The sequence below is a fragment of the Pseudomonas macauensis genome (assembly GCF_047902425.1).
In the GTDB taxonomy this organism is placed as follows: Bacteria; Pseudomonadota; Gammaproteobacteria; order Pseudomonadales; family Pseudomonadaceae; genus Pseudomonas.
Genome location: NZ_CP138377.1, coordinates 4,924,721 through 4,940,868, shown reverse-complemented (window position 1 = coordinate 4,940,868; position 16,148 = coordinate 4,924,721). Strand labels below are relative to the sequence as shown.

Genomic DNA, 16,148 nt, shown 5'->3' with positions numbered 1-16,148 from the left:
TACTCCGGGGCGTGAGGGTGGAGGATCAATCGAGGACGGTTTGGGTCTGGTTGGGCTTGCCGCTGAACGCGATCATCACGGCGATCAGCGCGAGTACGGCGATTGCGGCGCCGGCCAGGGGCACGCGGGTCAGGCCCAGGCCGTGGTCGATCACGCTGCCGCCGACCCAGGCGCCGATGGCGTTGCCGACGTTGAAGGCGCCGATGTTCAGGGTGGCGACCAGGTTCGGCGCGGCTCCGCCAACGCGGACCACGTTGACCTGCAGGGCGGGTACCGCGGCGAAGGCGGCGGCGGCCCAGATGAACAGGGTGATCTCGGCGGGGATCAGCGAAGCGCTGGTCCAGCTCAGCACGGTGGAGACGATCGCCATGGTGGCGAACACGCCGGCCAGGGTGGTGCCCAGGCGCCAGTCGGCGAGACGGCCGCCAATGATGTTGCCCAGGGTCAGGCCGAGGCCGATCAGCACCAGGGTCCAGGTGATGCCGCGTGGGGAGACCTGGGTGACTTCACCCAGCAGCGGCGCGACGTAGGTGAACGGAGCGAAGACAGCCGCGGAGAACAGTACCGTGGTGGCCAGCGCCAGCCACAGCGGACCGTTGCGCAGCGCGGCGACTTCCTTGCGCATATCCACCGCTTCTTCGTCGTGCTTTTTCGGCAGCACGCGCCACAGGCCGATCAGCGCGACAACACCGATCAGGGTCACCGCCCAGAACGGCGAGCGCCAGCCGGCGACCTGGCCCAGTGCGGTGCCGGCCGGCACGCCGAGCACGTTGGCCAGGGTCAGGCCGGTGAACATCAGGGCCACGGCGGACGCCTTGCGGTTGGCCGGCACCAGGCTGGCGGCGACCACCGAGCCGATGCCGAAGAAGGCGCCGTGGCACAGTGCTGTGATGATCCGCGCCAGCATCAGCAGGCCGTAGTTGGCGGCCACCGCGCAGAGCAGGTTGCCGAGGATGAAGATGCCCATGAGCATCAGCAGCGCTGTCTTGCGTGGCAGGCGGGCGGTGAGCAGGGCCATGATCGGTGCGCCGATGGCGACGCTGAAGGCATAACCGCTGACCAGCCAGCCGGCGGCGGGAATGCTCACGGAGAGATCGCCCGCGACCTCGGGCAGCAAGCCCATGATCACGAATTCCGTGGTGCCGATGGCAAACGCGGACAAAGCGAGGACGAGAAGCGAAGTGGGCATGCGCCTGCTCCTGGAGAGTGGGTTGTGGTGTGGCTGGCAGTAGCCGGGTTACAGCGCTTCGCTCAGGTGGCGAACAAAGGCCTGGATGGTTTCTTCATTGCGTTTGAAGAAATTCCACTGGCCGACTTTTCGACTGGTCACCAGGCCCGCGCGCTGGAGGGTGGCCAGATGCGCGGAGACGGTGGATTGCGACAGACCGGTGCGCTGGTCGAACTTGCCGGCGCAGACGCCGATCTCGAAGGACTGGTGCTCCTGCTCGACGAAGTAGCGCTCCGGGTCCTTCAGCCAGCGCAGCATGTCACGCCGCACCGGGTGAGCCAGGGCCTTGAAGATTTCGTCGAGATCGATACCAGGATCGAGAGGGGGTTGTTCAGTCATGGGCACATCGGTATATCGCGTTGAGACGAACTATATATCGGTGAAAAACGATATGAATTCGTTTGAGGCGATAGTAATGATCGACACCCGTGATATTAGCCTTCGGCACCGTCGCCGGAGCGGACTCCGTTCGCGATGACTCCCACGCGCCGGGACAGGCGTAGGGCGTATAGCGTTCGACGTTATGCGCCGTTTGGCCATGGCAGAAGAAGCACGCCGATACGGTCGGGCATGAATCCGCGCTACTCTCTGCCCCATGAACTACCTCGCGCATCTCCATCTGGGCGGCGACCGGCCCGCCCAACTGCTCGGCAGCCTCTACGGCGACTTCGTCAAAGGCCCGCTCGCCGGCCAATGGCCTGCCGATATCGAGGCGGCCATCCGGGTGCATCGGCGCATCGACGCCTTCACCGACAGTCATCCTCTGATACAGATTGCCAAGACGCGCTTCCCGCAGGAGCGCCGGCGCATGGCGGGCGTGCTTCTCGACGTGTTCTTCGACCATTGCCTGGCCCGTGATTGGGGGCGCTTCTCCGAGGAGCCGCTGGAGCAGTTCACCCATCGCGTCTACGGTGTACTGGGCCGCACGCCCGGCTTGCCGGAGCGTCTGGCCCGCATTGCGCCGCGCATGGCCGCGCAGGACTGGCTGGGCAGTTATCGGCAGTTCGAGGTGCTGCAGGACGTGGTGTTCGGGATGTCCCGGCGCCTGTCGCGTCCGTCCCTGCTGGACGGCGCCTGGGACGAACTGGAGCGCTTGTACCTGCCGCTGAGCGCCGACTTCCGCGAGTTCTATCCGGAGCTGCAGTCCTACGTCAGGAGCCTGCCGGAATCGATGGACGGTCCGGCCTGACTTGATGTGCGTCAACCGCCTGGTGTGCCGGAGCGTGTGCAATAGACCCATCTGAAGGACGACGAGAGGAGCAGCAAGATGAAGTCGTTAATGGTCGCAACGGATTTGTCTGGCCGTTCGGAAAAGGCCCTGCACCGCGCGGCGGCACTCGCCAAGCGTTTCGCCTGTCCCTGGACCGTACTCTACGTCGTCGACGAGGACCAACCGGCCGCGCTGGTCGAGCAGGAGGCGACCCAGGTCAAGATGATGCTGGAGGCGCGTCTGGTCGAACTCACCGAGCTGGCCGGCAGCAGCCCGAAGCTGATGGTCGAGCGCGGCGATCCGAATCAGGAGATTCTCTCCGCAGCCAAGGGCCAGAACGTTGAGCTGCTGGTGATGGGCGCCCATCGCAAGAGTGTGCTGCGCGACATCTTCGTCGGCACCACGGTCGAGCGCGTGCTGCGCGCCGGCCAACTGCCGGTGCTGGTGGTCAACCAGCCGGCGAACGGCGAATACCGCGACCTGCTGCTGGCGCTGGATATTTCCCATGCCTCGGCCAACGCGGTGAATGTCGCGGGGACGCTGGGCCTGCTCGATGGTGCCGTGCGCCGTGGGGTCTACGCCTTCAGCCCGCTGGCCAAGGGCATGATGCAGTACTCCGGGGTCAGTGAGGAGCGGGTCGACGAGTTCGTCAGCACCGAGACGCGCCAGGCCGTGGATGAGCTGAAGACCTTCCTGCGCGAGGAGCGCCTGGACGATCGCATCGATGAACAACTGGTGGCCGTCGGGCTGCCGGGCAACGTGCTGCAGCGGATGGTCGACAAGCATCGGCCCGATCTGCTGGTCATGGGCACTCGGGGCATGGGCGGGATCAAGCGTGCCCTGATCGGCAGTGTTGCCGACTACGCTCTGCGCGAGCTGGATTGTGACATCCTGGTCGTGCCGCCGGAGACCGGCGCCTAGAGACTGTTTTCGGGCTTCACCGGGCGGCTCGAGGGTGCCGCCCGGCGCAGTTCGAAAGCCGTTTCGTCAGAGTGGGAACCCGCCGGCCGTAGGTTACGGCGGGCTCCACATCCACACATCCCTTCCTGCTCTCAATCCGCTTGAATCAGGCCGCGATGGCCGGTTCTTCCTGCACGTCGCAAACCACTGCGTGGATCGCGTTGCGCGCCTGTTGCGCCAGAAGATTGCGATCCTGGTGGGCGCTGGACAGTGCCGGCAGCAGATGGATTTCCACCACGCCCCGATCATTACCGAACAGCCGCCGCAGGTGGCTGACCAGATCATCATCGCCGATGAAGGGTGCGAGTTCGCACGCCTGGCCGTTGCGCCGGTAGCGCAGCGCCACTGGCTGCACCGGCACGCCGGCTTCTATGGCGCTGGCCATCAGGCGGCCGTGGAAGGTGCGCAGGCCCTGGCCATCGGTGGTGGTGCCTTCCGGGAAGACCAGCAGCGAACGACCGCGCGCGAGCTGGGTGGCCAGTTGCGCATTGACCATCCGGGCATCGCCCGAGCCACGGCGGATGAACAGGGTGCCGGCCTTTTCCGCCAGCCAGCCGGCCACCGGCCACTGGCGCACTTCCGCCTTGGACAGGAAGGTCAGCGGCAACAGTGCGCCGAGCAGCGGGATATCGACCCAGGACACATGGTTGGAGACCCACAGCATCGGCTGGCTGGGCAGCTCGCCGTGCACCTTGACCTCGAAGGGCAGGGCGGCGGTGAGGCGTGCCAGGAACCAGCGGGTCAGGCGCTGGCGCAAGGGCATCCAGTCGCGGCCGGGCAGGCGTTCCAGCAGGGTGACGAAGCAGGCCAGCGCCATGCCCAGCGTCAGCACCAGCAGGAGGCGGGCGACGCGCAGCCAGGCGCGCAGGCTGCGCATCACACCGCCGCCTTGAAGTGGCGGGCGTAGCGTGGGCAGAGCTCGTCGCGCTTGAGCAGGATGAACACGTCGGCGACGCCGAAGTCCGGGTCCCAGCAGGGCTCGCCGCAGATCTTCGCGCCCAGGCGCATGTAGGCCTTGAGCAGCGGCGGCAGTTCGGCGGTGAGGTTGTCCGGCACTTCCATGGGCGGCAGCGGGGTCTTGGGCTCGGCGCGCAGGTTCTGTTGGCACAGGTAACGGTCGCGCAGGCGTTGCATCACCGCGCGGGCCTGGATGCCGCCGTCGCGCATGGGGATGCTGGCGCAGCCCATCAGGTAGCGGTAGCCGCCCTCATTGAGCACTTCGGCCAGTTCGCTCCACAGCACGGCGATGGTGCCGCCGTTGCGGTAGTCGGGGTCGACGCAGGTGCGGCCGATTTCCAGCACCGGGCCCTGCAGGTCGTCCAGGCCGTCGAGAGCGAACTCTTCCTCGCTGTAGAAGCGGCCCAGACGCTGGGCGGCGCGGTGGTCGAGCAGGCGGGTGGTGGCCACCAGCGCGCCGGTGTTCAGGTCGCGCACGCCGATGTGGGCGCAGTGACGGTCGTAGTCGTCCATGTCCAGGCCTTGGTCCGCGCCCTTGAGCTGGGCATCGAACTCGCTGCTGAACACGCGGTAACGCAGGGCCTGGGCTTCGCGCAGGGCGCGGGCGCCGCGCAGACGCACGGCCTTGAGACGGCGTTCTGCCGGGGTGTCACAGGAGAGGGCGATCTGACTCATGCGAGTGCCTCCGTGAACCGGCCATGCGGGTTGCGGCCGGTCGGCTTTGTTGTGCAAGCTCAGGCTAGGAATGAGCGGTGTCACCCCCATGACGGTGCGGTGATGCTTGTATGACAACGACGAAAGCCCTGGAGAAGGAGCGCCACGATGCCCTGGAAATGCCTGCTCGGCCCGCAGGATCGACTGCCCGCCGGAGTCCCCCTGGACGACTGGTACGCCGAGTTGCTCGAACGCGCCGGCGCCGTCGGCAGCTTCGAACTGGCAGTGCTCGGCGGACGCCTGGCGGCCACCCCGGGGCTGGCCTTTCTCGCCGGTTACCAGGCGGCCTTGCGTGCCCTGTGGCCGGCGGCGCCGCTGAGCCTGGGCGCGCTGTGCGTGACCGAGAAGAAGAGCGTGCGCCCGGCGGACCTGCAGACCCGCCTGGAGGGCCTGGTGCTGCATGGCCAGAAAGACTTCGCCACCGCCGCCGACCGCGCAGCCTGGTGGCTGGTGGCGGCGCGCGATGAGGACGAAGGCGAGGCCCCGCGCTTGGCGATGGCCGTGGTGCAGGCCGGCGCGCCCGGCGCGACGCTTGAACCGTTGCCGGCCTTGCCGTTGCTGCCGGACATCCCCCATGCCCGCCTGCTGCTCGATGGCGCCCATTGCGAGCGCCTGCCCGGGGATGGCTGGGAGACTTACAGCAAACCCTTCCGCACCCTGGAAGACACCCATGTGCTGGCGGCCCTCTGCGCCTGGCTCTACGGCCTGGCCAACGAACTGCACTGGCCGGCGGAGCTGACGCTGCGACTGGTCGGCGTACTGGCCGGTTGCGCGGAGGTGAGCCGGCAACCGGCCGGCCAGGCGGAAACCCATCTGTTGCTGGCCGGGGTGTTCAGCCAGTTCGAGGGGCTGTCCGCGGCACTGGATGCAGCGTTCGCCACGGCCGATCCGGCGCTGGCGGCAGTCTGGCAGCGCGACCGTGGCGTCCTGGCGATCGCCGGCGTGGCACGGGCCAAGCGCCTGGAAAAGGCGAGGGCGGCGTTGGGGCTTGATCCAGGTCAGTGAGTACCGGGGGCGGGCTGGTTAGCCTTTGCGGCCGTTTCTGAGGTTGTACCCAGAAATTTCCGCACGGCTACCCACTGTTTTCCGCCCACTACTCTCGACAGGAAATCCCCCATGCGACGCGAACCCATCGTGCTGTTCGACGACGGCAAACACCAGTGCCTGTGTTTCGACGATCTGGTGAGCGGCGATGGGGTGCAGTCCAACCAATTCCTGATCGTCGACCATGGCAAGCGCCTGTTGCTCGATCCGGGCGGCGACCTTACTTACACCCCGCTGTCGCTGGAGCTGTCCAAGCTGTTCCCGTTGCAGGAACTGGACTACATCTTCGCCTCGCACCAGGACCCGGACATCATCGCCGCGCTCGACAAGTGGCTGCTGCACACCCGTGCCCAGGTCATCTGCTCCAAGCTCTGGGCACGCTTCCTGCCGCACCTGACGGCCAACTACCTGGCGGTCAGCCACGGCATCTCCACCTATGACCGGGTCATCCCGTTGCCCGACCGTGGTGAGTCCGTGCAACTGGGGCGTTGCCAGCTGAAGATGATCCCCGCGCACTTCCTGCATTCGGTGGGCAACTTCCAGGTTTATGACCCGGTGAGCAAGATCCTCTTCTCCGGCGACATGGGCGCCTCCCTGGTGGATGACGCCAGCCCCGTGCAGGACTTCGCCGCGCACCTGCCGCACATGGAAGGCTTCCACCGCCGCTACATGGCCTCCAACAAGGTCGCCCGGCTCTGGGCTTCGATGGTGCGCGGCATGGACGTCGAGATGATCGTGCCGCAGCACGGCCGGCCCTTCGTCGGCAAGGCCATGATCAGCGCCTTCCTCTACTGGATCGAAAACCTGCAGTGCGGCATGGACCTGCTGGGGCCGGAGGACTATCAGGTACCGCGCTGAGAGCCGCAGTTCTGCCAACGCGCAGCAGATCGCGAGAGTCGCTGACCGATTGCGCCAATCGTCCTTGAAGTAGGCACGATCGGCGCTTAATCCGTCATCTTCGCCGTGCTAGGGTGCGGGCCGACCCGATAACAAGAGGCCCCCTGATGCCCACCTTCCCGCGCTTTCCCTCGCGCAGGCCGCTGCTGCGTGCCCTGGCGCTCGCCAGTTGCCTGCTCGGTGGCCACGCCTTTGGCAGCGACACCTGGCCCGAGGCCGACTGGCCCCACGGCACCACGCCCAGCGGTGCCGCCGTCCAGGCCTTCGAAAGTTACGCCTTCCCCACCCGCGACGACGCAACCCGCAAGGGCGTGCGCACCGACGCCGTGGTGGTGATCCGCGACGGCCAACTGATCTACGAACGCTACGCCGGCCCGACCCGCGCGCAGACGCCGCACCTGGCCTGGTCGATGAGCAAGAGCGTGATGGCCAGCGTGCTCGGCGTGGCCTTCGGCGAGAGCCGTTTCCAGCTCGACGACCCGGTGGCGAGCCACTACGCGCCGTTCGCCGCGCACCGCGACATCCACATGCGCCACCTGCTCAACTGGGCCTCGGGCCTGGCCTGGCAGGAGGACTACGAATATGCCCCGGTGCGCTCCTCGGTGGTGGCGATGCTCTACACCCGTGGCCGCGATGACATGGCGAAATTCGCCGCGGACTTCCCGCTCGATGCGATTCCGGGGCAGCGCTTCCGCTATTCCAGCGGCGACAGCAACGTGCTCTCGGCGACCCTCAAGCAGATGGTCGGCCCGCAAGCCTATGCGGACTATCCCTGGACCGCACTGTTCCAGCCGCTGGGTATCCAGTCCGCGGTGTGGGAGCGCGACGCCAGCGGCACCTTCGTGGGCTCCTCCTACGCCTACATGACCGCCCGCGACATGGCCCGCATCGGCCTGCTGATGCAACGCGGCGGTCGCTGGAAGGACCGCCAACTGTTGCCGCAGGCCTGGCTGCAGTTCGTCCTCGCGCCATTCCCCAACTACAAGCCGCAGGCGGAAAAACCCGGCGAAGCGGTGCCCGGCGGCCAGTGGTGGCTGAACCGCGCGGTGGCCGGCGCTCCCGCGCCCTGGCCGAGCGCACCGGAAGACACCTTCGCCGCCCTCGGTCACTGGGGCCAGGCGCTTTACGTGATCCCCGAGGAGAAACTGGTGATCGTGCGCTACGCCGACGACCGCGACGGCAGCTACCAGCATGACGCCTTCCTCAAGCTCGCCCAGGCGGCCTTCGCCCACGGGGAGGTGCAGCCATGATCCGTCGTCATCCGGTCCTCACCGCGCTGGTCCTGCTGGTGCTCATGCTCGCCGCCACGGCCTGGCAGAACCGCGTCCACCTCGCCGCCTTCCCCGGCATCATCGGCGCCTATACCGCCAAGGAGTACTGCTCCTGCCGTTACGTTATGGGGAACTCGGCGGACTATTGCCGGGCCTATACGAAGCAGTACGTGCCGACCAGCGGATTCTTCGACGACGAAGCGCGCAAGCGGGTGACCGCCCGCGGCCTCGGCAGTACCCAGACAGCCGCCTGGCTCGGCGCGCGCGAAGGATGCCAGCTGATGCCCCAGGCAGATGAATTGCCCGATTCGGGCACCCACTGACGGGTACGTTCCACGGAGCGGGGGCGACCCGCTCTGGAGGAACGATGTCTTCTCTGAAATGCGCGCTGATGGGGGCGCTGCTGATCCTGGCCAGCCCCCTGGCACTGGCCGAGTGGCAACTGGACGGCGACACCTCGCGGATCAGCTTTGTCTCGGTCAAGCGCGGCAAGATGGCGGAGGTCCAGCGCTTCGACCAGCTTTCCGGGCAGATCGACGACAAGGGCGCGGTGCGCCTCGTCGTGTCGCTGGCCTCCATCGACAGCGGCCTGGCGCTGCGCGACGAGCGCATGCGCAACGCCTTCTTCGAGGTCGAGCGCTACCCGGACGCAACCATCACCAGCCAGCTCGACCTGAGCCTCTACGATGACCTGCAGGTGGGCCAGTCGCGGCCGGAAACCATCGACTTCAACCTCGACCTGCACGGCCAGCAGCGCAGGTTGAAAGCCGAAGTGCTGGTCAGTCGGCCCAGCGAGGAGCGTATCGAGGTGACGACCCTGGAGCCGCTGGTGCTCAAGCTGATCGACTTCGATCTGGAGGAGAAGCTTGCGCCGCTCAAGGAGGTCGCCAACCTCCCGTCGATCACCCCGGAGGTGCCGGTGTTCGCGGTGCTGGGGTTCCGCCAGGTGATCAAGCAGGCGCCGTGATGGCTTTTGTAGGAGCAACTATCTTGTCCCGGCTGAATCTGTGCCAGGGCTTTCCCCCTCACCCCAGCCCTCTCCCTCAGGGAGAGGGAGCCAGATCGTGCCGGCTGACATAGTAGTTTCATCCTGCACTGGACGGTCCCCTCTCCCCCTGGGAGAGGGTTAGGGTGAGGGCCAACCCGAGCGCAGATGCATCTCGTAGGAGCGGACTCTGTCCGCGATCAGCATCGTGCCAAGCGGTTCGTGAGCAAGCTCACTCCTACAGGAGCTCTTCGTAGGAGTGAGCTTGCTCACGAACCCACCCAACGCCGGTATTGCCGGCTGATCGCGGATACGGGAAGTGCAATCAGGCCGGTGCGCTGACCGCGAAAGAGGGCGCCTGATGCTGTACCTGGAAGCCGAACCCGCAGCTGGCGGAGGTGGCGAGGATGAGTGCGAACAGCAGGGCGGTCTTCATGGCGATTCTCCTGCGTTTCAGGATCGGGCGACTTCCAGTCTACGCCCCATCGTCCGATGTGCGCCGAAGACCAGGAAACTGCCCGCCGCGAACAGCCAGGCGCTGACGCCGCCATACCCGAGCACCCAGGCGAAGCCCTGCACCAGCGCTGCTCGTGCGCCGACGGGATCGTCGCTGCCCAACTGGCCGCTGGCGATGCTGGCGGCCAGTTGCAGACGCTCGTCGCCTGCCTCGTCCGGCAGTCCCGCGGCGACGCCCCAGAGCAGGATCAGACCCATCACTGCGATGTTGATCGCCAGGGAAATCATCCGCGCGCTCATGTCGATGCCCGAGGCCATGCCGGCGCGGGCGGCGGGTACGGCGGCGGTGGAGGTGTTGGTCACCGTGGTGTTGGTCAGCCCCAGGCCGATGCCGGCGAGCACGCAGCCCGGCAGCAGCGTCAGCCAGCTCGCGTGGTCCACCGCGCTGCCCCAGAGCATCAGGAAGAAGCCGGCGCCGATCACGAACATCCCGCCCGGAATCACCCAGCCGGGCTGGAAGCGATGGGCCAGACGCTCGGCGATCGGCGGCACCACCAGCGTCGGCAGGGTATAGGACAGGAGCGACCAGCCGGCCTTCACGTCGTCGTAGCCGAGCACGCCGTGGTAGTAGACCGGCAGATAGATCATCAGCGGCCAGAAGCTCACGTTCATTCCCGCCGAGCCGAACAGGGCGCCGGAGAAGGCGCGGATGCGCAGCACGGAGAAGTCGAACATCGGGTGCGCCACGCGGCGTTCGATGGCGATGAAGGCCACCAGGCAGGCGAAGCTGATCAACAGGATCGTCAGTGCGGCCGGGCTGGCGAAGCCCATGTCGGCACCCTGGATGATGTAGAAGACGGTGCCGAGCACGGCCAGCGACAGGGTCAGCATGCCGCCCAGGTCGAGCCTTTCGGCGTCCGGGTCGCGGGATTCCACCGCGCCGTACTGCGCCAGCGCCAGGGTGAGCAGGGCGAGTGGCCCGTGCACCAGGAACACCCACTGCCAACTGGCCAGGGCGACGATGGCGCTGCCGATGATCGGTCCGAAGCCCAGGCCGATGCCGAAGATCACGCCCCAGGCGGCGAAGGCGCGGACGCGCTCGGCCGGGTCGCTGAACTGGCTGGTCAGCACCGCCACCTGGCAGATCAGCATGACCCCGCCGGCGGCGCCCTGCAGGAAGCGCCCGGCGATCATGGCCGGCATGCTGGTTGCCAGCCCGCAGAGCAGCGAGGTGAGGCCGAACAGCGCCAGGCTGATGACGAACAGGCGCTTGCGGCCGAAGCGGTCGGCCAGGGTGCCGGCGGCCATCAGCACGCTGGTGACGGCGATGGTGTAGGCGTTCATCACCCATTGCAGGTCCTGGAAGTCGCCGTGCAGCACGCGCTCCAGCGCCGGCAGGCTGGCCGGCACGCTGGAGATTTCCAGGCCGAACATCATCGAGGACAGGCACACCGCCGCCAGGGCGATGAGGTTTCTGGGGTTGTGGTGGGCAGTCATGGGAGTGGGCTCCGTTTGGCGAGCCACCATTGTCGAAAAGAATGGGGTTCCCCATTGGCTCCATTTCGTCCCATCATTAGGTCTTCTCAGGATGCAAAAGGGCAGGGCGATGGATGACCGACTCGATGGCATCGCCACCTTCGTCCAGGTGGTGGATGCCGGCAGCTTCGCCCTCGCGGCGGAGCGGCTGAATCTCACGCGCTCCGCGGTGGGCAAGGCCATCGCCCGGCTGGAGGCGCGCCTGGGCGTGCGCCTGCTGCAGCGCACCACGCGCAGCCAGAACCTCACCGACGACGGCCAGGTGTTCTACGACAGCTGCGTACGCGCGCTGGCGGAGCTGGACGCCGCGCACACGGCGCTGGAGGGCGGCCGCAGGGAGCCGCGCGGGCGCTTGCGGGTCAGTGTGCCGATCTCCTTCGGCCATCTCTGCGTGGCGCCTCTGATGCTGGAGCTGGCGCGCCAGTATCCGTCGCTGAAGATCGACCTGTCGTTCACCGACCGCCGCGTCGACCTGGTGGAAGAGGGCATCGACCTGGCCGTGCGCATCGGCCCGCTGAGTGACAGCGCCACACTTGCCGCACGCAAGCTGGGCGTGCAGTACACCGGCATTGGCGCAGCACCGTCGTACATCGCCGAGCATGGCATGCCCGACCACCTGGACGATCTCGTCGGCCACGCGTCCATCAGCTACTCCGTTGCGGGCGTCACCTCGCCCTGGGACATGCGTGATGACGACGGCTATGCCAGGCGCATCGAGATGGAGCCGCAGCTGAGCATGGACGACCTGCAGGCGATCACTGCCGCCGCCGTGGCCGGCTTTGGCCTGGCACGCCTGCCGACCTGGCTGCTGGCGCGGCACGTGAAGCGTGGCGAGCTGGTGGTGGTGAAGGGGCGCTGCCGGCTGCCACCGCTGGACATCCATGCGGTGTGGCCGAAGACCCGCTACATGCCGTCGAAGATCCGCTGCGCCATCGATGCGCTGGTGGCCGGGATTCCTGCGCTGCTGGCCGACTGAACCATTGGCGCCGCTGCCTGCCCAATAGGCTCGCCGCTTGGCTGGTTTGCAAGCCGCCGCCCGGCCGCTATCGTTGGCCGTTGATTCATCCGTTTCTCATGTAAGGGATTTCATGCGCTCGCTGTTCGCCTTCCTCGTCGCGGCCTGTTTCGCCGCTTCCGCCCAGGCCGCCTGGTACCTCGACTACGAGTCGTCGCGGCTGACCTTCGTCACCACCAAGAACGCCGATATCGCCGAGGTGAACCGCTTCCTGGTGATGCACGGCAAGGTCGACGAGCAGGGGCAGGCCGAGCTGCGCATCGAGATGGACTCGGTGAGCACCGGCATTCCGCTGCGCGACGAGCGGGTGCGCGAGAAGCTGTTCGAGACCGAGAAGTACCCGGATGCGCGGATCACCGCCCGCCTGGACCTGCGGCCGATCACCGATCTGGCCAGCGGCGTGCAGATGGAGATGCGCCTGCCGCTGCGCCTGGAGCTGCGTGGACAATCCAGGGACTACCGCACCGACGTGCTGATTACCCGCCTGGACGAGCACCGCTTCCAGGTGGTGACTCTCTCGCCGCTGGTGGTCAATGCCGCTGACTTCGGCCTGGCGCCGGGCGTGGCCCAGCTGCGCAAACTGGCCGGGCTGAAAAGCATCGGCCTGTCGGTGCCGGTGGGCGCCGTGCTGATCTTCGCCTCGCGGTGAGCGGCCCGATCTTTCCCTGGCGAAGCGGCAATCGCTTCGCCCTGCTCTGTGATGGAGAGTGCTTCTTTCCGCGCATGTTCGAGGCCATCGACGGCGCCGAGCGGCAAGTCGAACTGGAACTCTACCTGGTGGAAAGCGGCAGCTGCGCCGAGGCATTGCTGGACCACTTGCTGGCCGCCCGCGCGCGAGGTGTGCGGGTACGCTGCCTGTTCGACGCCTTCGGCAGCCTGAAGCTTTCCAACGCCTGGACGCGGCAGCTGGTGGAGGCTGGCGGCGAGCTGCGCCACTACAACCCGCTGAACTGGAAGGCCGGGCTGCGCAATCTTTACCGCGACCATCGCAAGCTGCTGCTGGTGGACGAGCGCATCGCCTATGTCGGAGGGACCGGTGCCACCGACGAGTTCTGGTCGGCGCGGGAAAACCGCAGCGACTGGCACGAGGTGATGGTGGAGATGACCGGCACCGTCGTCGCCGACTGGCAGCGCCTGTTCGAGCGCCAGTGGCACGCCACCTTTGGCGTGCGGGCGTGGAAGCCGCGCGAGGAAGTCCTGCTGACCCGCCTGCCGCCTCGACCCAGCGAAGGGGATGGCATGGCGCGGGTCGCATACGCCGACGCCAGCCAGCACCGTGACATCCTCCAGGCGCTGGTGCGCTCATTGCGTGGGGCGCGCCAGCGGGTGTGGCTGGCGACGCCGTACTTCCTGCCGACCTGGAAGGTCCGTCGCGCGCTGCGCAAGGCGGCCCAGCGCGGTGTCGATGTGCGCCTGTTGCTCACCGGGCGGCTCACCGACCATGCGCCGGTGCGCTATGCCGGCCAGCGCTACTACCCACGCTTGCTGCGCGCCGGCGTGCGGATATACGAGTACCAGCCACGCTTTCTTCATCTGAAGATGGTACTGGTCGACGATTGGGCCAGTGTCGGCTCCTGCAACTTCGATCATTGGAACCTTCGCTTCAATCTGGAGGCCAATGTAGAAGCGTTCGATCCACAGTTCACTGCGGCGGTCGCCGATTGTTTGCGCGCTGACTTCGAGCAGAGCCGCGAGATAGACCTCGGCAGCTGGCATGCCCGGCCCTGGTGGAAGCGCCTGCGTGAACGGCTATGGGGTTCCCTGGACCGGCTGGTGGTGACTTTTCTCGACCGCCGGCGCTGATCCGGTGGAGCGCCCGAACCGATTTTTCGAAGAGGAGAGCGGCGTTGAGTACGAGTCAGAAGGAACGCTTCATCGGCCTGGAGTGGCTGCGCTTCCTGCTGGGCCTCTACGTGGTGATCTACCACACCCTGCACAGCTACCCGACGGAGCAGAAATTCGCCGGTCTCGATGACCTGACCAGTCTGGGCTTCTTTGCCACCAGCACCTTCTTCGTGCTGTCGGGCTTTCTGCTCTGCCACGTCTATGTCAGTGACGGGCAACTGCGGGAGAGCCCGCGCAGCTTCTTCACCAAGCGGCTGTCCAACCTCTATCCGCTGCACATCTTTTCGATCCTGTTGACCATCGCCGTGCTGCTGGTAGTCAGCGGCCTGGGCATAGGCCCGGACCTGGACCAGGCCACGCCGCGCTTCGTCATCTATGACACCAACGAGGTCATCGGGCGCCTGCAGCCGCAGCTGTTCCATCACTGGATGAGCGACCGCGAGCTGCTGTTCAACAGCATCCTGCAACTCACCATGATGCAGGCGTGGAATCCGTACTACCTGACCTTCAACGCGCCGCTCTGGTCGCTGTCGACGCTGTTCTTCTTCTACCTCTGCTTCCCCTATGCCGCGCCGCGGCTGGCGCGGGTGCGGCACAAGTGGCGCCTGCTGGTCATCCTCTGGCTGCTGTACCTGGTGCCGCCGCTGCTGGTGGTGGCCAGCCAGGAATACGGCATGCCCTGGACCGGCCTGCTGCACCGCAATCCGCTGCTGCGCCTGCCGGAGTTCCTCGGTGGCATCCTCGCCTATGGACTGTTCCGCCAGTACAAGGATGCCGGTCACACGCCGGGTCGCGGGCTGGCGCTATCCATGGGGGCGTTCGTGCTGGTGAATTTCCTGGTGGCGGACTACCTCTACACCCACGGCGCCAAGTTCTGGTACTTCCTGCTGCACAACGGCCTGCTGCTGCCGGCGCAGTTGATGCTGGTGTACCTCAGTGCGTTGCCGCGCGATCCGCGCAGCAGCTTGATCCGGCGCTGGTCGCCGCGCCTGGGGGCGGCGTCGCTGTCGCTGTTCGCCTTGCATGTGCCGTTGTTCACCCTGTTCTCGCGGACCGAGAAGCTGATCCGCGCACCGGGGGATTGCCTGGCCGACTGGGCCTTCTGCGTCGACGAGGCGACCCGCCAGCCGCTGTCGTTGTGGCTATACCCGCTGTTCCTGCTGTTCATGGTGACCAGCTGCGTGCTGGTGCAGGAGCGCTGCGTGGTGCCGGTGCGCAAGTGGCTGGTGCGGCATCTGCTGCCGGCGCCGCCATCGCGGTCGAGGGCGGTGACGGAGAGCTGAGCCCTGGAGTCAGCCAGCGGGGTTCGCGGACAAGGGCCGGCTATCGGTGCGCACGGTGCAGGAACGTAGGGCGTACAACCGTTCGCGGTTGTACGCCGATACGCCGTGCATCTTGTCGGCGCCATGGTCAGGCTCGGAGCGCCCTGGGCTGCGACTCCGAGGTCAGCATCGGAGCGTGCCTCCAGTACGGTCAAGTGGCGTATAACGTCGAACGTTATCCGCCCTACGGTTCGGCCTGGGCGTGAGCGGCTCTTGTAGGAGCGGATTCATCCGCGATCAAGGCCGCGTCTGGGCATCCGGTTCAGCCCACCTGCGCCTGCCAGTCATTGAGGTTGTAGTAGTTGGTCACCCGCGCGACCTTGCCGTCGCGAATCTCGAAGAAGGCGCCGGCCGGCAGCACGTAGGTCTGCCCGTTGGCCGGCGGCAGGCCCTCGTCGGTGCTCAGGTATTCACCATGCACGACGAACTCCGCTGCGCCGCGCGTGCCATCCTCGCTGGCCATCACCACGATGTCCGCCAGGCGTTCGCGATAGCAGCGGTTCATGTGCTCCATGAAGCGCGCGAAGGCCTCCTTGCCATGCTGGCGCTCGCCCTGGTTGATGTCGTGTACCACCTCGTCGTGCAGCAGGCTGAGGAAGGCGGGCATGTCGCCGGCGTTGAAGGCGGCGTAGTAGGCACTGATCAGGGCCTTGGCGTGCATGGGTATGCTCCTGTCGCGGGTAGGGCTTAAGGTGAGCTCGCCGGCCA

Annotated in this window: 17 protein-coding genes; 11 read left to right on the top strand and 6 right to left on the bottom strand. The window is 66.7% G+C overall.

Annotated elements, in window-relative coordinates; genetic code table 11:
* Positions 1 to 25 precede the first annotated feature (25 nt).
* Positions 26 to 1,189, bottom strand: a complete 1,164-nt coding sequence (locus SD196_RS22620) for an MFS transporter (RefSeq protein WP_343577360.1) — start codon at positions 1,187 to 1,189, stop codon at positions 26 to 28.
* A gap of 48 nt (positions 1,190 to 1,237) precedes the next feature.
* Positions 1,238 to 1,567 (bottom strand): ArsR/SmtB family transcription factor, encoded by a 330-nt coding sequence (locus tag SD196_RS22615; protein ID WP_275608601.1) that lies wholly within the window; start codon positions 1,565 to 1,567, stop codon positions 1,238 to 1,240.
* Positions 1,568 to 1,823: 256 nt separating this feature from the next.
* Here SD196_RS22615 and SD196_RS22610 point away from each other — a divergent pair, with 256 nt between their 5' ends.
* Positions 1,824 to 2,417, top strand: coding sequence for an ACP phosphodiesterase (locus SD196_RS22610; protein ID WP_275608600.1), 594 nt, complete (start codon positions 1,824 to 1,826; stop codon positions 2,415 to 2,417).
* 78 nt (positions 2,418 to 2,495) lie between these two features.
* The gene (locus SD196_RS22605) at positions 2,496 to 3,359 is read left to right on the top strand and encodes a universal stress protein (RefSeq protein WP_331319281.1); all 864 of its coding nucleotides are present in this window, start codon (positions 2,496 to 2,498) and stop codon (positions 3,357 to 3,359) included.
* Between the two features lie 145 nt (positions 3,360 to 3,504).
* Here the strand turns inward: SD196_RS22605 and SD196_RS22600 are convergent, their stop codons facing one another.
* Together SD196_RS22600 and olsB are read right to left on the bottom strand one after the other, a co-directional pair.
* Positions 3,505 to 4,275, bottom strand: coding sequence for a lysophospholipid acyltransferase family protein (locus SD196_RS22600; RefSeq protein WP_275608598.1), 771 nt, complete (start codon positions 4,273 to 4,275; stop codon positions 3,505 to 3,507).
* Positions 4,275 to 5,030 carry an L-ornithine N(alpha)-acyltransferase gene (gene olsB / locus SD196_RS22595; RefSeq protein ID WP_370600031.1) on the bottom strand — a complete coding sequence of 252 codons (756 nt, stop codon included), beginning with the start codon at positions 5,028 to 5,030 and terminating at the stop codon, positions 4,275 to 4,277. Before olsB ends, SD196_RS22600 begins: the two co-directional genes overlap by 1 nt.
* A 147-nt stretch (positions 5,031 to 5,177) precedes the next feature.
* On the opposite strand from olsB, the gene SD196_RS22590 reads away from it, so the two are divergent.
* From SD196_RS22590 to SD196_RS22570, 5 genes are all read left to right on the top strand, one after another.
* On the top strand, positions 5,178 to 6,074 hold the full coding sequence (locus SD196_RS22590) for an acyl-CoA dehydrogenase (protein ID WP_416310692.1): 897 nt from the start codon (positions 5,178 to 5,180) through the stop codon (positions 6,072 to 6,074).
* 111 nt (positions 6,075 to 6,185) lie between these two features.
* Entirely contained in the window at positions 6,186 to 6,971 is a 786-nt protein-coding gene (locus tag SD196_RS22585) for an MBL fold metallo-hydrolase (protein WP_275608595.1), read from the top strand.
* 146 nt (positions 6,972 to 7,117) lie between these two features.
* Positions 7,118 to 8,260, top strand: coding sequence for a serine hydrolase domain-containing protein (locus SD196_RS22580; protein WP_416310691.1), 1,143 nt, complete (start codon positions 7,118 to 7,120; stop codon positions 8,258 to 8,260).
* The gene (locus tag SD196_RS22575) at positions 8,257 to 8,604 is read left to right on the top strand and encodes an amidase (protein ID WP_275608593.1); all 348 of its coding nucleotides are present in this window, start codon (positions 8,257 to 8,259) and stop codon (positions 8,602 to 8,604) included. The genes SD196_RS22580 and SD196_RS22575 overlap by 4 nt, the downstream gene beginning before the upstream one ends.
* Positions 8,605 to 8,648: 44 nt before the next feature.
* Positions 8,649 to 9,248 carry a YceI family protein gene (locus SD196_RS22570; RefSeq protein WP_416310690.1) on the top strand — a complete coding sequence of 200 codons (600 nt, stop codon included), beginning with the start codon at positions 8,649 to 8,651 and terminating at the stop codon, positions 9,246 to 9,248.
* Positions 9,249 to 9,719: 471 nt separating this feature from the next.
* On the opposite strand, the gene SD196_RS22565 is transcribed toward SD196_RS22570, so the two are convergent.
* The gene (locus SD196_RS22565) at positions 9,720 to 11,219 is read right to left on the bottom strand and encodes an MFS transporter (RefSeq protein ID WP_416310689.1); all 1,500 of its coding nucleotides are present in this window, start codon (positions 11,217 to 11,219) and stop codon (positions 9,720 to 9,722) included.
* Between the two features lie 109 nt (positions 11,220 to 11,328).
* Here SD196_RS22565 and SD196_RS22560 point away from each other — a divergent pair, with 109 nt between their 5' ends.
* From SD196_RS22560 to SD196_RS22545, 4 genes are all read left to right on the top strand, one after another.
* On the top strand, positions 11,329 to 12,234 hold the full coding sequence (locus SD196_RS22560) for a LysR family transcriptional regulator (RefSeq protein WP_343577382.1): 906 nt from the start codon (positions 11,329 to 11,331) through the stop codon (positions 12,232 to 12,234).
* A 112-nt stretch (positions 12,235 to 12,346) separates the two neighbouring features.
* Positions 12,347 to 12,922, top strand: a complete 576-nt coding sequence (locus SD196_RS22555; protein ID WP_416310688.1) for a YceI family protein — start codon at positions 12,347 to 12,349, stop codon at positions 12,920 to 12,922.
* The gene (locus SD196_RS22550; RefSeq protein ID WP_275608588.1) at positions 12,919 to 14,076 is read left to right on the top strand and encodes a phospholipase D-like domain-containing protein; all 1,158 of its coding nucleotides are present in this window, start codon (positions 12,919 to 12,921) and stop codon (positions 14,074 to 14,076) included. The genes SD196_RS22555 and SD196_RS22550 overlap by 4 nt, the downstream gene beginning before the upstream one ends.
* A gap of 44 nt (positions 14,077 to 14,120) precedes the next feature.
* A complete protein-coding gene (locus tag SD196_RS22545) occupies positions 14,121 to 15,401 on the top strand; it encodes an acyltransferase family protein (RefSeq protein ID WP_416310687.1) in 1,281 nt (426 codons plus the stop codon).
* A 301-nt stretch (positions 15,402 to 15,702) separates the two neighbouring features.
* Here SD196_RS22545 and SD196_RS22540 read toward each other — a convergent pair whose 3' ends face one another.
* On the bottom strand, positions 15,703 to 16,101 hold the full coding sequence (locus tag SD196_RS22540; protein WP_275608586.1) for a nuclear transport factor 2 family protein: 399 nt from the start codon (positions 16,099 to 16,101) through the stop codon (positions 15,703 to 15,705).
* Positions 16,102 to 16,148: the final 47 nt, after the last annotated feature.

Excerpts from the sequence above, each read along its gene's own strand:
- SD196_RS22620 (WP_343577360.1), bottom strand. The coding sequence starts at position 1,189 with ATGCCCACTTCGCTTCTCGTCCTCGCTTTGTCCGCGTTTGCCATCGGC.
- SD196_RS22615 (WP_275608601.1), bottom strand. The coding sequence starts at position 1,567 with ATGACTGAACAACCCCCTCTCGATCCTGGTATCGATCTCGACGAAATC.
- SD196_RS22610 (WP_275608600.1), top strand. The coding sequence starts at position 1,824 with ATGAACTACCTCGCGCATCTCCATCTGGGCGGCGACCGGCCCGCCCAA.
- SD196_RS22605 (WP_331319281.1), top strand. The coding sequence starts at position 2,496 with ATGAAGTCGTTAATGGTCGCAACGGATTTGTCTGGCCGTTCGGAAAAG.
- SD196_RS22600 (WP_275608598.1), bottom strand. The coding sequence starts at position 4,275 with ATGCGCAGCCTGCGCGCCTGGCTGCGCGTCGCCCGCCTCCTGCTGGTG.
- olsB (WP_370600031.1), bottom strand. The coding sequence starts at position 5,030 with ATGAGTCAGATCGCCCTCTCCTGTGACACCCCGGCAGAACGCCGTCTC.
- SD196_RS22590 (WP_416310692.1), top strand. The coding sequence starts at position 5,178 with ATGCCCTGGAAATGCCTGCTCGGCCCGCAGGATCGACTGCCCGCCGGA.
- SD196_RS22585 (WP_275608595.1), top strand. The coding sequence starts at position 6,186 with ATGCGACGCGAACCCATCGTGCTGTTCGACGACGGCAAACACCAGTGC.
- SD196_RS22580 (WP_416310691.1), top strand. The coding sequence starts at position 7,118 with ATGCCCACCTTCCCGCGCTTTCCCTCGCGCAGGCCGCTGCTGCGTGCC.
- SD196_RS22575 (WP_275608593.1), top strand. The coding sequence starts at position 8,257 with ATGATCCGTCGTCATCCGGTCCTCACCGCGCTGGTCCTGCTGGTGCTC.
- SD196_RS22570 (WP_416310690.1), top strand. The coding sequence starts at position 8,649 with ATGTCTTCTCTGAAATGCGCGCTGATGGGGGCGCTGCTGATCCTGGCC.
- SD196_RS22565 (WP_416310689.1), bottom strand. The coding sequence starts at position 11,219 with ATGACTGCCCACCACAACCCCAGAAACCTCATCGCCCTGGCGGCGGTG.
- SD196_RS22560 (WP_343577382.1), top strand. The coding sequence starts at position 11,329 with ATGGATGACCGACTCGATGGCATCGCCACCTTCGTCCAGGTGGTGGAT.
- SD196_RS22555 (WP_416310688.1), top strand. The coding sequence starts at position 12,347 with ATGCGCTCGCTGTTCGCCTTCCTCGTCGCGGCCTGTTTCGCCGCTTCC.
- SD196_RS22540 (WP_275608586.1), bottom strand. The coding sequence starts at position 16,101 with ATGCACGCCAAGGCCCTGATCAGTGCCTACTACGCCGCCTTCAACGCC.